Genomic DNA, 14,427 nt, shown 5'->3' on the forward strand with positions numbered 1-14,427 from the left:
TATTCTCGAAAATTTTTAAACATTTTATTAAGTTTTTGTTAAAAAACATTACTTTTATAAAACTAATCAACAAAAAACAAACCAAAAAACCAATTACCATGAAAAAGATTGCATTATTACTATTTGTGCTGAATTCAGCATTTCTTTTTGCACAGAAAGAAGTTTCGGGTTTTGTAAAAGACAAAACTGGTGCGCCGCTTCCTGGTGTTAATATCTTAGAAAAAGGAACCAACAATGGCGTCTCTACTGATTTTGAAGGCAGTTACAGAATAAAAGTAAAAGAAGGCGCAACATTAATTTTTAGCTATGTTGGTTTTTCAACAATTGAAAAAGTAGTTTCTGGAGATAAGATAGACGTTACTTTAGCAGATGGCGATGGTCAGGTTTTAAATGATGTTGTGGTCGTTGGTTCGAGAAATGCAAAAAGAACTGTTGTAAATTCTGCTGTTCCAATTGATGTGATCAACGTAAAAGATGTTACAACTCAAAGTGGAAAAATTGAAATCAATCAATTATTACAATACGTAGCGCCTTCATTTAATGCAAACAAACAATCTGGTTCTGATGGTGCCGATCACGTTGATCCAGCTTCCTTGAGAGGAATGGGACCCGATCAGACTTTGGTTTTAATTAACGGAAAAAGAAGACATCAATCTTCCTTAATTAATTTATTCGGAACACGCGGACGCGGAAATACAGGAACAGATTTGAATGCAATTCCTGCCGCATCTATTAAAAGAATTGAGATTCTTCGCGACGGAGCTGCAGCACAATACGGTTCTGATGCTATTGCCGGAGTTATCAATATCGTAACAAATGATAGCGTAGATGAATTTACAGGATCTGTTACTTATGGAGCATTTAATACAAATGCAAAAGGAGATTTTCCTGAAGGAACAGCTAATACAAAGGGATACAGATTGGATCAACATGGTTATGGAAACTCGTTTGGAAAGAATCAGGATTTTGATGGCGGTTCTGTAAAAATTGCAGCCAATTACGGAACTAAAATCGGGAATAATGGTGGATATGTAAATATTACGGGAGAATTCTTAAATAAAAACAAAACTTTAAGACCAGGTTTTGATTTTAGAAAAGGATTTGGAGAAGCAGAAATTCAGGGAATTAATTTGTTTGTAAATCTTGCCATTCCTATTTCAGAAAAAACACAATTTTATGCTTTTGGAGGAAGTAATTTTAGAGATACAGATGCTTATGCTTTTACCAGAAATGATGGGGAAAGAGTTGTAGAAGCTATCTATCCAGGCGGATTTACTCCTAGAATCACTTCAAAAATTAATGATAATTCAATTGCTGCCGGAATAAGAACAGAAACTTCAGGAGGATGGAAATGGGATTTTAGTAATACTTTAGGTAAAAATAAATTCCATTATAATATCAAAGGAACTTTAAATGCTTCTCTCGAAGAAAATTCTCCGACACAATTTGATGCTGGAGGTCACAGTTTGCTTCAAAACACAACCAATTTAGATGTTTCTAAAAATTATGGCGATATTCTTGGCGGACTAAACATTGCATTTGGAACTGAATTCAGAGTAGAACAATTTAAAATTTTTGCTGGAGAAATAGGTTCTTATGCAACTTACGATACTAATGGAGTTCCTATTACAGATCCGACAACACAAAGCGCTCCGATTGATCCTGTATCTGGAGAACCAAGACCAGGCGGATCTCAAGGTTTCCCTGGATACAGCCCTGCAAATGAAGTAAATAAAAGTCGTACTAACTTCTCTTTATATACCGACGCAGAATTAGATATTACAGAAGCATGGATGGTAAGTGGCGCTGTACGTTATGAGAATTATAATGATTTTGGAAGTACTCTAAATGGTAAATTTGCTTCGAGACTTAAATTAACAGACAAAATTAATTTAAGAGGTTCTGTAAGTACAGGTTTTCGTGCGCCTTCTTTAGCACAGATTTACTATAATTTACGCTTTACAAACTTTAGCTCTGGCGGAGCGACAGAAGTTTTACTTGCTTCGAATGATAGTCCGGTTACTAGAGCATTTGGAATTAATAAGTTAAACGAAGAAAAAGCAGTAAATGCTTCTCTAGGATTTACGGCATCTCTTGGCGATTTTACAGCAACTGTAGACGGTTATTTAATCAATGTAAAAGACAGAATTGTACTAACCGGTTACTTTGATGCAACAGCTTTAGGAATGAATGTAGACAAAGCACAGTTTTTCGTAAATGGTGTAGACACTAAAACGACAGGGCTTGACATTGTTTTAGCTTGGAAAAAAACTGTTGACAGCAACAGATTTGAAGCTACTCTTGTTGGTAATATCAACCACATGAAAATTGACAAAATCAAAAATGGTGATTTAGATGAAAAAACTTTCTTTGGAGAAAGAGACAGAGCTTTTTTATTAGCTTCAGCTCCACCAAACAAATTTGGCTTAAATCTAAATTATGCTAGAAAATGGTTTGATGCAGGATTATCTTTTACAAGATTTAGCGAAGTAAAATTATTAGATTATCAAATGAGTGATTTAACTCCTGAAGATTTTAGAACTTCGCCAGATCAAACCGAAGACCAATTATATGCAATTCAAAAAAATGCCGCTACAGATACTTATGGCGCTAAAATCGTAACTGATCTAACTTTAGGATTTAAACTTTCTAAATCAACTAAAATAACGCTTGGCGCAAATAACTTGCTAAACATATATCCTGATCAGCAAGATGACTGGGTTGAAGCAGGTGGTTATTGGGATGCCGTACAAATGGGATTCAACGGTGCGTACTATTATGCAAGACTTGGATTTAATTTTTAAGTATAGAAAAAGGCTTCGACTTCGCTCAGCCTGACAAACATAAATATTAGTAGTGCCAACTGATTTATGTCTTCCTGAGCGAAGTCGAAGGACACGCAACAAAACAAAAAATCCTGAACAAAATTAATTGTTCAGGATTTTTTTCTATTTATATTTAATTACAATTTAAACTCTAAAGAAGCAATAATAGCTTTTTCTTCATCTGTAGCGGTAAAACCAGAAGTATCCCAATAATTAGTCAAGATTTTATTCTTTTTATTAAAAAGCGATTTTTCTTTAAAAACATCACTTTCTTTATAGGTAAAATTCTGTCTATTAAATCCGGTAGTTACAAAACTATTTCTTACCTGAATGTTTTTTGTTTTGTCTTTTAAGATGAGATTATATCCAATTTCTTCATTAGAACTCAGCACATAATAATCTTTATCATCGCATCGGTACGTTACTTTCACAAAAGACTTGGTTAATTTTTTGTCGCCAATTTTTGTCTTGTCATCTACTTTATCAAGATTTGCAGGAGTTACAGAAAGAGTAAATTCCAAAATCAGCTTTTTTTCTGGATCATAAATAATTTCGAAATTATCAATCGCTTCTTTGGCTTTATCAAACGGAGTAACAGACATTATATAGAGTTCCTTATTGCTCGGATGTCCCTTCGTAGTAAAATCGTATTGTTTTTTTGCCTTTGTATCTAATAATGGTTCAAAGTATTTAAAATTCGAATAATTCTCCATAATGTTATTCAAATTATAACCTCTTAAATCAGTACTTATATCCGTTTCTAGCAATCCATAAGAACGATTTTGCTCTACTAATAAAGTTGTGGTATTATTTTTATTGAATTGAAAATTAACCAATCCGTCATTATAATATGAATATTGATTATCGAGCATAAAAAACTCACGAACATAAACTTTTAACCGATAAGAGAAACTTAGTTTTTGTTTAGAATTTGAAACTAATTTTTGAAGTATTTTTTGAGAATTCTGTTTCGAAACGACAACTTCGTCTAGATTTTCTTTTTTGTTTTTAATATAAACTACAAATTCATTTTCTTTTAATGCAGCCCAGCGCATCGTGACTTCTTCGTAATTCATTTCGGAGACTTCTACATTTGATCCACCGGTCAAAACAAAAGTGACTTTACCATCTTCATTAGTCAATAAAACTTGTTTGGTTTTTAAAATAACTACTGTTGCATTTTCTATTGGTTGCAAAGTTTCGATATCTTTTACCAAAATAGAATACTCCGTTTCTTGAGAAAAAACGTTCATTCCAGATAATACGACAAATAAAAGTAACAATTTCCTCATAGGCGTTGTCAATTTTTTAACTAAAGTATTACTTTTTTATCAATAAACTAACACTAAAATAATAATTCATTAGATATCAACAAACTAACTTTGATTATTTTTTTATTTAACGCAAAAAAAAATCCTGAGTTCACACTCAGGATTATATTTAAAATACAAGAAATACTTACTCTCCGTGTAGGAAAGATTGTCTTTCTAATAATGTTTCTTCGTCTTCAACGTGATTATCGTCTGGCACACAGCAGTCAACTGGACAAACGGCAGCACATTGTGGTTCATCGTGGAAACCTTTACATTCGGTACATTTTCCTGGTACAATATAATAGATTTCATCAGAAATTGGAGTTTGTGCATCATCTGCATCCACTTCAGTTCCGTCAGGTAAAACTATTTTTCCAGAAAGACTTGTTCCGTCTTTATATCTCCAGTCATCAGCTCCTTCGTATATTGCTGTATTTGGGCACTCTGGTTCGCAAGCCCCACAGTTGATGCATTCGTCAGTTATAATAATTGCCATCGTTTTTTAGTCTTAAAGTTTATAAAGTCATAAAATCTAAAGTCATAAAGGGTGAAAGTAAAAGCGTTTAAAGTCTTTTCAACTTTGGACTTTCGACTTTGGACTTTTGTCTTTCGACTTAATTATGCTTATTTTTGTGCAAAATTACAATCAAAACAATTCATAAACAAACATTATGACATTAGAAACAAAAAAAAGTGTTTTTGTTGAATTAGGAAAATTTTTAAGTCAATTTTCAGAAGACGCTTCTGCTAGAAAATCTGACGTCTTATATAATGATATCTTTTTTGATGATTTCGAAAATCTGATACATTTATCGCAATCACATAACGGTTGGTATACGCCAGAACAAGTATATTTTTCAATACAATCTTGGGCTGAGGCTTTAACAAAAGAAAATATTGACAAATGGCTTTCGGCTTATAAAATTGATGAAAATAACGACAATTCAAAAACGGTTGCTTTAATTTTAGCGGGAAATATACCCTTGGTTGGATTTCATGATTTTTTATCCGTTTTAATAACTGGTTACAAAGCTTTAATCAAAACTTCGTCAAACGATCAGCATTTATTGCCTTTTTTAGCAAAATACTTAATTGCTGTTGATGAAAATTTTAAAGATAAAATCACTTTCGTGGAAGGAAAATTGGAAAATTTTGATGCCGTAATTGCGACAGGAAGCAATAATACAGCTCGTTATTTTGAATATTATTTTAAAGATAAGCCTTCAATTATTCGAAAAAACAGAAATTCGGCTGCGGTTCTAACAGGTAAAGAAACCCATGAAGAATTGGAAAATTTAGGTGAAGATATTTTCAGATATTTTGGTTTAGGATGTCGTAACGTTTCAAAACTTTTTGTTCCTAAAAACTACTCTTTTGATGCTTTTTTTCAAGCAATGTTCAAATATCAAGATGTCATTCATTATGAAAAATACGCTAACAATTATGACTATAATAAAGCCGTATTTTTGATGAGTAATTTCAAATTATTAGACAACGGTTTTTTAACTATAAAAGAAGATTCAAGCTACGCCTCGCCTATCTCAAGCGTTTTTTATGAATACTATGAAAACCTTGAAGAAGTTAAAAAACGTTTGGAGAATGATTTAGAGCAAATTCAATGCATTGTAAGCAGTAATTTGACACCAAATAGCATTGCTTTTGGAGAAACGCAAAAACCTCAATTGTGGGATTACGCAGATAATGTCGATACTATAACGTTTTTGTTAACAACAAAGTAATAAATTGTTTAATTATTTCGAATATTTTAACGCTTTTTCGGCTCTTATTGCCGAAATTTGCGTCTTTAAAATTTTCGACTATTAACAACAACCATGAAAAAACACAACTACAGCGCAGGACCAAGTATTTTACCTCAGGAAGTTTTTGAGAAGGCATCAAAAGCAATTTTAAATTTTAATGATTCAGGGTTATCTATCCTTGAAATCTCGCACCGAAGCAAAGATTTCGTTGCAGTTATGGAGGAAGCTCGTTCCCTTGCTTTAGAATTATTAGGACTTCAAGGAAAAGGTTATCAGGCTTTATTTTTACAAGGTGGTGCAAGTACAGCATTCTTAATGGCGCCATATAATTTATTAAAAGAAAACGGAAAAGCAGCTTATTTAGATTCAGGAACGTGGGCAACTGCAGCAATCAAAGAAGCTAAACTTTTCGGAGAAACTATCGTGGTAGCTTCTTCAAAAGAAGACAATTATACTCATATTCCAAAAGGTTACGAAATTCCAGCCGATGCTGATTATTTCCACTGCACAAGCAATAACACCATTTTTGGAACTCAAATGAAAGAATTCCCATCAACAAACATTCCTGTTGTTTGCGATATGAGTTCTGATATTTTTTCTCGCGAATTAGACTTCTCTAAATTCGACTTAATCTATGCTGGAGCTCAAAAAAATATGGGACCTGCAGGAACAACTCTTATTGTAGTTAAAGAAGAAATCCTAGGCAAAAACGGAAGAACAATTCCAAGTATGTTAGATTACGCTAAACACATTAAAGCAGAAAGTATGTACAATACTCCGCCTGTTTTCTCTGTTTACGTTTCTCTTTTAACTTTACAATGGATTAAAGAAAAAGGCGGAATTGCTACTGTTGAAAAATTAAACAACGCTAAAGCAGAATTACTTTACGCTGAAATCGACAGAAACCCATTATTTAAAGGTGCTGCTGCAGTAGAAGATCGTTCTAACATGAACGTTACTTTCTTATTAAACAATCCAGATCATACAGCAACTTTTGATGCTTTATGGAAAGAAGCTAATATCTCAGGATTGCCAGGACACCGTTCTGTTGGTGGTTATAGAGCTTCTATCTACAACGCAATGCCAATTGAAAGCGTTCAGGTTTTAGTTGATGTAATGAAAGCTTTGGAAACTAAAGTTTAGTTTTTTTTTCGGTTAATCGTTAATTTGTTTAACTGTTTAGATCGTAAAAACATTTCCTTTAGAAAAATATCAAAAAAGAAAAAATTAAAAATTGGTTTATCGATTAAACAAATAAACGATTCACCAAATAAACAATAAACACACAATGAAAGTATTAGCAAATGATGGAATTTCTAAAAGCGGAATTCTAGCCTTAGAAAAAGGTGGATTTGAAGTTATAACTACAAAAGTAGCTCAAGAACAAGTAGCTAACTTTATCAATGAAAATAATGTTGACGTAATTTTAGTTCGTAGTGCAACTAAAGTTCGCAAAGATATTATCGACGCTTGTCCTGGTATCAAAATCATCGGTCGCGGTGGTGTTGGTATGGATAATATCGATGTTGATTATGCAAAAAGTAAAGGAATTCATGTAATCAATACTCCAGCTTCATCTTCAGAATCTGTTGCTGAATTGGTTTTTGGGCACTTATTTTCTGGTGTTCGTTTTTTACATGATTCAAATAGAAATATGCCTCTTGAAGGAGATTCAAACTTTGACGGTTTGAAAAAAGCGTACGCAAACGGAACTGAATTAAGAGGAAAAACTCTTGGTATTGTTGGTATTGGACGTATCGGACAAGCTACTGCAAAAATGGCGCTTGGTTTGGGTATGAAAGTTATTGCTGCTGATAGCTTTATTCCTGAGGTAGATGTAAAAGTTGAGTTTTTTGACGGACAATCTATTACAACTAAAATCGTTTCTCAATCTTTAGAATCTTTATTCAAAGAAGCTGATTTCATTACACTACACGTTCCTGCTCAAAACGGTTACATCATCGGAGAAAAAGAATTTGAAATCTTAAAAGATGGCGTTGGAATCGTAAACTGCGCTCGTGGAGGTGTTATTGATGAAGTAGCTTTAGTAAAAGCTTTAGATTCAGGAAAAGTTGCTTTTGCAGGTTTAGACGTTTTCGAAAGCGAACCAAAACCAGAAATGGCAATTTTAATGCATTCTAAAATTTCATTGACTCCACACATCGGAGCTGCAACTGGAGAAGCACAAGATAGAATTGGAACTGAATTAGCATCTCAAATTATTACTTTATTGAGCTAATTAACTATAATTAAAACACTTGCAAGGGATTTATTAACACAGTTTAATAAATCCCTTTCTTTTTTTGTTTAAATTTGAGTTCTAATCTAAATCCTAAAAATCATGTTTGAACAATTAACCCAATTAGTACAACAATATGGAGGCGATGCAGTAGTAAACAATTCTGCTGTTCCAAATGAACATAATGAAGCCGTAATTGGCGAAACTAGCAATTCTATTTTTGAAGGATTAAAAAAAATCGTTTCAGAAGGCGGAACAGATCAAATTGCAGGATTATTTAACGGAAACTCACCTATCGACAGCTCAAATCCTGTTGTACAGCAAATTCAACAGCAATTAAGCGGAAATCTTGGTCAAAAATTCGGCTTAAGCAGTGCAGATTCAAATGGAGTTGCATCTAATTTAATTCCGCAGATTTTAGGCTCTTTGGTTAACAAGGCAAAAGATCCTAATGATGGTAGTTTTCAAATTTCAGATATCATCAATTCCATTTCAGGAAACAGCGGACAAGCTTCTGGAATTATGGACACTATTTCTAAATACGGAATGCAATTCGGACTTGACCAAAACAACGACGGAAAAGTTGATGTTGCCGATGTTTTAGTTGTTACCAAAAGCAAAGGCGGAATCGCTGGATTTATCGGGAAATTGTTTGGAAGTAAATAAAATAGGTTCAAAGTTACAGAGGTTCAGAGGAACAAAGTCTTTTAGCCAAAACTCAAAAAAAACTGATTACAAAATTGTAATCAGTTTTTTTTATATACAAAGCAAAACCTCTGGACCTTTGCATCTATCCACCTTTGAACCTTATCAAAAAAATTCGTAACTTTAAACTATGAAAAAGTGCATTTTTATATTAATCCTATTAGCAACAATCATTGCTTGTTCAACAGCTTCGCAAAATATTGCGAGTAATGGAAATAACAATGCTTCAAGTAAAAAAACAAATGATACTGTAAGAATTGCAAACGATTCGTTAGAATATGAAGTCATTATTATTGACAACGGATTTAATTACTGGTTAAACTCTATGGCTTTTCCTAGAAATTATCACAGTTTAGCTTTTCTTGAAAATAAAAACTATCAATACGTTACAGAATGGAATAACAGGGTTTTACAGCCAAACCGATATAGTCCAAATTTATACGAAATGACGATTGATTACCAACCTCAAATTCATTACGGATACGAAGTAAATTACTTAATTTACAACTACATGATATATTTTCAAAATACTTACAAACAAAAGCTCGCAGGCTATGTGCCATTACGATAATGTTAGTATATTTGTAATGGTTATAAATAAATAATGGACAAACTAAAAAAACGTTGGGGAATCACTTCCAACCTACAAGCCATAATCATACTAATTGTTTTTGCCATCACCGGATCGGCATCTGCATGGGTCTCTAGACCTTTCTGTGACTGGGTTGGAATTCACAAAGAAGATTTAGGAGTTGTTTGGTTTACCCTTATTCGTTTGTTGATTATTCTTCCTGTCTATCAAGTTTTATTAGTTGCTATTGGAACTATTTTTGGGCAATTCCGTTTCTTTTGGAATTTCGAAAAGAAAATGCTAAAAAGAATGGGATTAGGCTTCTTATTTAAAGATTAATTTCTTCAATTCTACTCTTTTTTAAATTATAGAATCCGTTCTGGTTAAGATTATTTCTTAATCATGATTTTTGATTTATTTTATTCTCTTAAAATTTAAAAAATTTAGACTCTCAAAATTTTGTTACATTTTTGTGATGAGAATAATTTCCTTTATTCATCAAATATAAACATCGCAAACATTTTAGATTAAAAATAAATATTACATTTTTTTAATCTAAAAATTATAACAAAACAGTAACCAGAACAGGATGGTGCAGGATAGTTTTATTTTAACTAATACCAAACTTTACAATAGTTAATAATATAATACTCATTGATAATCAACTCTTTGAATGTTTTTATTTCTAACTAAAATTACTTACTAACCAAACCACAATTTGAAATGCTGAAAAACTACTTAAAACTCTCCGTAATGGCGACTATGATTTGTCTCATTACGCCGAAAACAAAGATTTTTGCCCAAAATCCGATTGTAAAAATTGACTTTGACCAGTCTGGAAGACCTAAAGCAGAAGTTAACGATCCTGATTATAGCACTTGGGTTGTAGCTTCTGGAAATACAAGCACTTACACAGAAAACGGAGTAACTTTTACCGTTACTCGTGTAGGAAATAATGGAGACGCCTTAGGGACTAATTGGTACAAAGCTGGTATTCAAGCTCCATATTACGCAAGATTAGTAAGCGATGGACTTACTGTAAAAGGAACAACTGCCAATTTAGGAGCTCAAATTGAACTTAAAATTAGCGGATTAACAACTGGAGAACATACATTTTTAGCATTTTTTAATGCTGTAGATAGTCCGTCGGGAAATAATTTTAGTCCGATTGATATTTCAATAAATGGAAATTTGGTTGTAGATAATTTGATTCCAACTGCTAGAGCGCTTAAAACTGCCGACGCAAAATCTGTTTATCTAAAATTTCAAGCCACAACGGGAACCGATGTCGTAATATTAATGGCGGCGGAAACTTCAGGTACAGAAAACGTTAAAAATATCATGTTCAATGGATTTGAATTAAATACGCCAAACATTTTCTATCAAGCAACAAATCCGAATCCGAAACAAAATGACGAACATGTTGAATTAACATCGGGAGGTAAATTATTGCAATGGACAGCCGCTGCCAATGCTGTTTCGCATAATATTTACTTTGGAACAGATCAAGCTGCGGTAAATGCTGCCACAACTTCTTCTCCTGAATATAAAGGCAATCAAGCTCTTGCTAATAACACTTATCAAGTAAACGGGTTATATACCGGAGCAACTTATTTTTGGCGTATCGATGAAGTTTTAGCAAATGGAATTGAAAAAGGAAATGTATGGCGTTTTCGTCCTGCACAACTTGCATTTCCAGACGCTGAAGGTTACGGTCGTTTTGCCAGAGGCGGACGCGGCGGAAAAGTTGTTATGGTAACCAATTTAGATGACAGTGGTCCAGGAAGTTTCCGCGAAGCCGTTACAAATGATATTGGACCAAGAACAATTGTTTTCAATACTTCTGGAATTATTCAATTACAATCTCGCCTTGTTTTAAGTCAGCCATATGTAACAGTTGCTGGTCAAACTGCTCCTGGAAAGGGAATCTGCATTCGTTCTGCTCCTTTTGGCGTTACAGGAAATGATGCCATTGTTCAGAATCTAAGAGTTAGAATTGGAGCTGGTCCTACTTTCGACGGAATGGGATTAACAGGTGCCGACAACAGTATCATTGATCATTGCTCTATAAGCTGGACAATTGACGAATCTTTCAGTTCTAGATCTGGAAAAAACATCACCTTACAAAAAACACTTATTTCTGAGGCATTAAATGCTGCAAATCACCAAAATTATCCAGCTGGAACCGAACACGGTTATGCGGCAACAATTGGAGGCGATATTGGAAGTTTTCACCACAATTTATTAGCGCACTGTTACGGAAGAAACTGGAGTCTTGGAGGAGGATTAGACGGAAGCGGTGCTTATGCAGGAAGAATGGATATTACTAATAATGTGGTTTACAACTGGGGAGGCAGAACAACAGACGGCGGAACTAAAGAAGTAAATTTTGTAAATAATTATTACAAACCTGGTGCTGGATCTAAAATTTTCGTGGCATTTAATCAGCAAAATGAAGGCGTTGGAACAGGGATGCAACAATGCTACTTTAGTGGAAATGTAATGCCCGGCTATTTTGACGAGAGCAATCAAACTGCAGGAAGAAAAGCTTCAGGAAATACTGTTTCTTATGAGAACTTTGTAAACACACCCTTTTTTCCTTCATACGTAACTACGCAATCTGCTAAAAATGCCTACAAAATTGTGCTTTCAGATGTTGGATGTACACAACCAATATTTGATGATCATGATCAAAGAATTATAAATGAAACCCTAAACGGAACTACTTCTTCTGTCGGAAGTGTAACTAAAAAACCTGGATTTCCAGACAACGAAGCTGATGTTGGCGGTTTTGAAGTGTACCCAATTGTAAATAGAGCCACAAATTGGGATAGCGATCTAGATGGATTGCCAAATTGGTGGGAAACTATAATTGGTACAAATTTAAACTCTGCAATTGGCGATTTTTCAGATTCAAATGCTGATACAGACCAAGATGGTTACACGAACTTAGACAAATATTTACAATGGATGTCTTTGCCTCATTACGAATCGCCTGACGGAAAAAAAATAGATATTAATATCCAGAAATTATCACAAGGATTTACTAGCGGAGTTTCTTATTCTATTTCTAATGTAGTAAACGGAGGCGCTGTACTAAACACAAATGTTGTCGCTTTTACACCAGCATCAAATGGATTATGTTCTTTTGAATTTACAGTAACTGATTCTGAAGGCGGTACAATGAAAAGAAAAGTCAACATCGTAAGCGGGCAAAATATCAACTTAGCAACAGCAGAAATTAGCAAAGAAATTAAAAACAATTCTTTTAGCGTTTGGCCTGTTCCAAGCAACGGTGCATTTTCTGTATTTATTGATAATGAAGAAACTGAAGTTTCAGATCTTGAAATATATGATATCTCTGGAAAAAAATTATTGAGACAAAAAATTAGAGGAAATACCGCAGAAACAATTCAATTACATTCTAAAGGAGTTTTCCTGATTAAAGTAACTGATCCACAGACTAAGAAAACACAGTATAGTAAAAAAATAATTGTGCAATAAAATCAAACTAAAGGACGGCTTAAAAACCGTCCTTTTTTATTTTTTCTGATTTTATTTTTTCTGAAAGAAATAAGTATAAATCCATGTCAAAGTAAATGACGGAATTATATCTGTAAAAGGTAGTATTTCTTCAATAAAAGTCAAAGCACTAGCCACCTTTCCTACTCTTCCCTTATACATTCTCGTCATTAAAAAAGCTGCAATTGGCGCCCAGATCACATCTGAAAATTCACCAAGAAGAGGAATAGAAAAAGAAATCATTCCAATTCCATCCAAAACCAATCCTATAATTAGTTTTGAGAGCTTATCATCATCTTCTACAATATTCAAATCCTGCATCTTACATTTATTTTTGTTTATCGAAATTAAAAAGAATTCATCAAATTCTATTATTTCTTTTTTTAATTTACTTTCTAAATTCCCATACCAATAAATATGCCGATTTGTGATTTTAGATTTTAGATTTTAGATTTTAGGCTTCAGACTTTTGACTTTTGACTTTTGATAATTTGTAATTTGATATTGACTATAATCTTCGTTTCTTTGTAAAAACAGTTTCACTACATGATACACGCAAAAAACATACATAAGTTTTACGATAAACTAGAAGTTTTAAAAGGAGTTGATTTACATATTAAAAAAGGCGAAATTGTTTCTATCGTTGGTGCTTCTGGTGCAGGAAAAACAACTTTATTGCAAATTTTAGGAACTCTAGACAAACCTGATCATAATCCAGATTCTTCTTTAACCATTAATGGTAAAAATATTCTTGAACTGCAAAACATTCAAAACAATAGCTCAAAACAAGAAAAAACCTTTAAAATTGTTACTTGGACTGGTTCTCTTTATATAATATTACTAGCCATTTACTTGGTGTTTTTTAGAACAAAAATATTTGATGAAACACTTAGATTAGTGGCAAGCATATCGCTTTTTTTACCAATACTTACAATGCTTTTTTACTATAATGGCTACTTCAAAAAGAAAAGCAAACAAGACAAAGTGCTATCCGATTTTAGAAATTTAAATTTAGGATTCATTTTTCAGTTTCACCAGCTTTTACCGGAGTTTACCGCTTTAGAAAATGTTTGTATTCCCGCTCATATTGCAGGCAAAAAACCATCTGAAACAGAAAAAGAAGCTGTAAAATTGCTTACTTATCTCGGACTTTCCCATAGAATTAATCACAAACCAAGTGAACTTTCTGGAGGAGAACAACAGCGTGTAGCGGTCGCAAGAGCCTTAATAAATAAACCAGATGTTATTTTTGCAGACGAACCTTCTGGAAATCTTGATACTCATTCGGCAGAAAACCTGCACCAATTATTTTTTCAACTTCGTGACGAATTCGGACAAACTTTTGTTATTGTAACACACAACGAAGAATTAGCCAATATGGCAGATAGAAAATTGGTTATGGTTGACGGACAGATTAGTAATTAGAGTAATCAGAAGCTATTCCTGCTGTCCGCTATATCCTTTATGGCTAACCCCGCCACAAAAGGATGCC

Annotated in this window: 11 protein-coding genes and 2 pseudogenes; 10 read left to right on the forward strand and 3 right to left on the reverse strand. The window is 33.4% G+C overall.

What is annotated here, in order from left to right:
- Nucleotides 1-98: 98 nt before the first annotated feature.
- Nucleotides 99-2,804: a TonB-dependent receptor gene (locus tag P0R33_RS04450; protein ID WP_276174364.1), complete on the forward strand. Its 2,706-nt coding sequence runs from the start codon at nucleotides 99-101 to the stop codon at nucleotides 2,802-2,804.
- Nucleotides 2,805-2,962: 158 nt separating this feature from the next.
- Here P0R33_RS04450 and P0R33_RS04455 read toward each other — a convergent pair whose 3' ends face one another.
- Together P0R33_RS04455 and P0R33_RS04460 are read right to left on the reverse strand one after the other, a co-directional pair.
- A complete protein-coding gene (locus P0R33_RS04455) occupies nucleotides 2,963-4,117 on the reverse strand; it encodes a hypothetical protein (RefSeq protein WP_276174365.1) in 1,155 nt (384 codons plus the stop codon).
- A gap of 166 nt (nucleotides 4,118-4,283) precedes the next feature.
- A complete protein-coding gene (locus P0R33_RS04460; RefSeq protein WP_223705346.1) occupies nucleotides 4,284-4,634 on the reverse strand; it encodes a 4Fe-4S dicluster domain-containing protein in 351 nt (116 codons plus the stop codon).
- Between the two features lie 175 nt (nucleotides 4,635-4,809).
- On the opposite strand from P0R33_RS04460, the gene P0R33_RS04465 reads away from it, so the two are divergent.
- From P0R33_RS04465 to P0R33_RS04495, 7 genes are all read left to right on the forward strand, one after another.
- On the forward strand, nucleotides 4,810-5,877 hold the full coding sequence (locus P0R33_RS04465) for an acyl-CoA reductase (RefSeq protein WP_276174366.1): 1,068 nt from the start codon (nucleotides 4,810-4,812) through the stop codon (nucleotides 5,875-5,877).
- A gap of 93 nt (nucleotides 5,878-5,970) precedes the next feature.
- A complete protein-coding gene (gene serC / locus P0R33_RS04470) occupies nucleotides 5,971-7,041 on the forward strand; it encodes a 3-phosphoserine/phosphohydroxythreonine transaminase (RefSeq protein ID WP_276174367.1) in 1,071 nt (356 codons plus the stop codon).
- 145 nt (nucleotides 7,042-7,186) lie between these two features.
- Nucleotides 7,187-8,137, forward strand: coding sequence for a D-2-hydroxyacid dehydrogenase (locus P0R33_RS04475; RefSeq protein WP_229352376.1), 951 nt, complete (start codon nucleotides 7,187-7,189; stop codon nucleotides 8,135-8,137).
- A 102-nt stretch (nucleotides 8,138-8,239) separates the two neighbouring features.
- Nucleotides 8,240-8,803, forward strand: coding sequence for a DUF937 domain-containing protein (locus tag P0R33_RS04480; RefSeq protein ID WP_276174368.1), 564 nt, complete (start codon nucleotides 8,240-8,242; stop codon nucleotides 8,801-8,803).
- A gap of 169 nt (nucleotides 8,804-8,972) precedes the next feature.
- A complete protein-coding gene (locus P0R33_RS04485; RefSeq protein WP_276174369.1) occupies nucleotides 8,973-9,413 on the forward strand; it encodes a DUF6146 family protein in 441 nt (146 codons plus the stop codon).
- A 33-nt stretch (nucleotides 9,414-9,446) separates the two neighbouring features.
- On the forward strand, nucleotides 9,447-9,752 hold the full coding sequence (locus P0R33_RS04490; protein WP_276174370.1) for a DUF6787 family protein: 306 nt from the start codon (nucleotides 9,447-9,449) through the stop codon (nucleotides 9,750-9,752).
- Nucleotides 9,753-10,136: 384 nt separating this feature from the next.
- Nucleotides 10,137-12,917, forward strand: a complete 2,781-nt coding sequence (locus tag P0R33_RS04495) for a T9SS type A sorting domain-containing protein (RefSeq protein WP_276174371.1) — start codon at nucleotides 10,137-10,139, stop codon at nucleotides 12,915-12,917.
- 51 nt (nucleotides 12,918-12,968) lie between these two features.
- Here the strand turns inward: P0R33_RS04495 and P0R33_RS04500 are convergent, their stop codons facing one another.
- The gene (locus P0R33_RS04500; protein WP_276174372.1) at nucleotides 12,969-13,256 is read right to left on the reverse strand and encodes a hypothetical protein; all 288 of its coding nucleotides are present in this window, start codon (nucleotides 13,254-13,256) and stop codon (nucleotides 12,969-12,971) included.
- Between the two features lie 225 nt (nucleotides 13,257-13,481).
- Between P0R33_RS04500 and P0R33_RS04505 the strand changes: the two are divergent.
- Nucleotides 13,482-13,700, forward strand: a pseudogene (locus P0R33_RS04505) (ATP-binding cassette domain-containing protein); the annotation flags it as partial.
- Between the two features lie 213 nt (nucleotides 13,701-13,913).
- Nucleotides 13,914-14,360 (forward strand): annotated as a pseudogene (locus tag P0R33_RS04510) (ABC transporter ATP-binding protein); the annotation flags it as partial.
- Nucleotides 14,361-14,427: the final 67 nt, after the last annotated feature.

It is taken from the genome of Flavobacterium sp. YJ01 (assembly GCF_029320955.1).
In the GTDB taxonomy this organism is placed as follows: Bacteria; Bacteroidota; Bacteroidia; order Flavobacteriales; family Flavobacteriaceae; genus Flavobacterium.

Bases quoted from the DNA above. Each gene is read 5' to 3' on its own strand.
- P0R33_RS04485 (WP_276174369.1), top strand. From the start codon at position 8,973: ATGAAAAAGTGCATTTTTATATTAATCCTATTAGCAACAATCATTGCT.
- serC (WP_276174367.1), top strand. From the start codon at position 5,971: ATGAAAAAACACAACTACAGCGCAGGACCAAGTATTTTACCTCAGGAA.
- P0R33_RS04500 (WP_276174372.1), bottom strand. From the start codon at position 13,256: ATGCAGGATTTGAATATTGTAGAAGATGATGATAAGCTCTCAAAACTA.
- P0R33_RS04460 (WP_223705346.1), bottom strand. From the start codon at position 4,634: ATGGCAATTATTATAACTGACGAATGCATCAACTGTGGGGCTTGCGAA.
- P0R33_RS04495 (WP_276174371.1), top strand. From the start codon at position 10,137: ATGCTGAAAAACTACTTAAAACTCTCCGTAATGGCGACTATGATTTGT.
- P0R33_RS04490 (WP_276174370.1), top strand. From the start codon at position 9,447: ATGGACAAACTAAAAAAACGTTGGGGAATCACTTCCAACCTACAAGCC.
- P0R33_RS04455 (WP_276174365.1), bottom strand. From the start codon at position 4,117: ATGAGGAAATTGTTACTTTTATTTGTCGTATTATCTGGAATGAACGTT.
- P0R33_RS04450 (WP_276174364.1), top strand. From the start codon at position 99: ATGAAAAAGATTGCATTATTACTATTTGTGCTGAATTCAGCATTTCTT.
- P0R33_RS04480 (WP_276174368.1), top strand. From the start codon at position 8,240: ATGTTTGAACAATTAACCCAATTAGTACAACAATATGGAGGCGATGCA.
- P0R33_RS04465 (WP_276174366.1), top strand. From the start codon at position 4,810: ATGACATTAGAAACAAAAAAAAGTGTTTTTGTTGAATTAGGAAAATTT.
- P0R33_RS04475 (WP_229352376.1), top strand. From the start codon at position 7,187: ATGAAAGTATTAGCAAATGATGGAATTTCTAAAAGCGGAATTCTAGCC.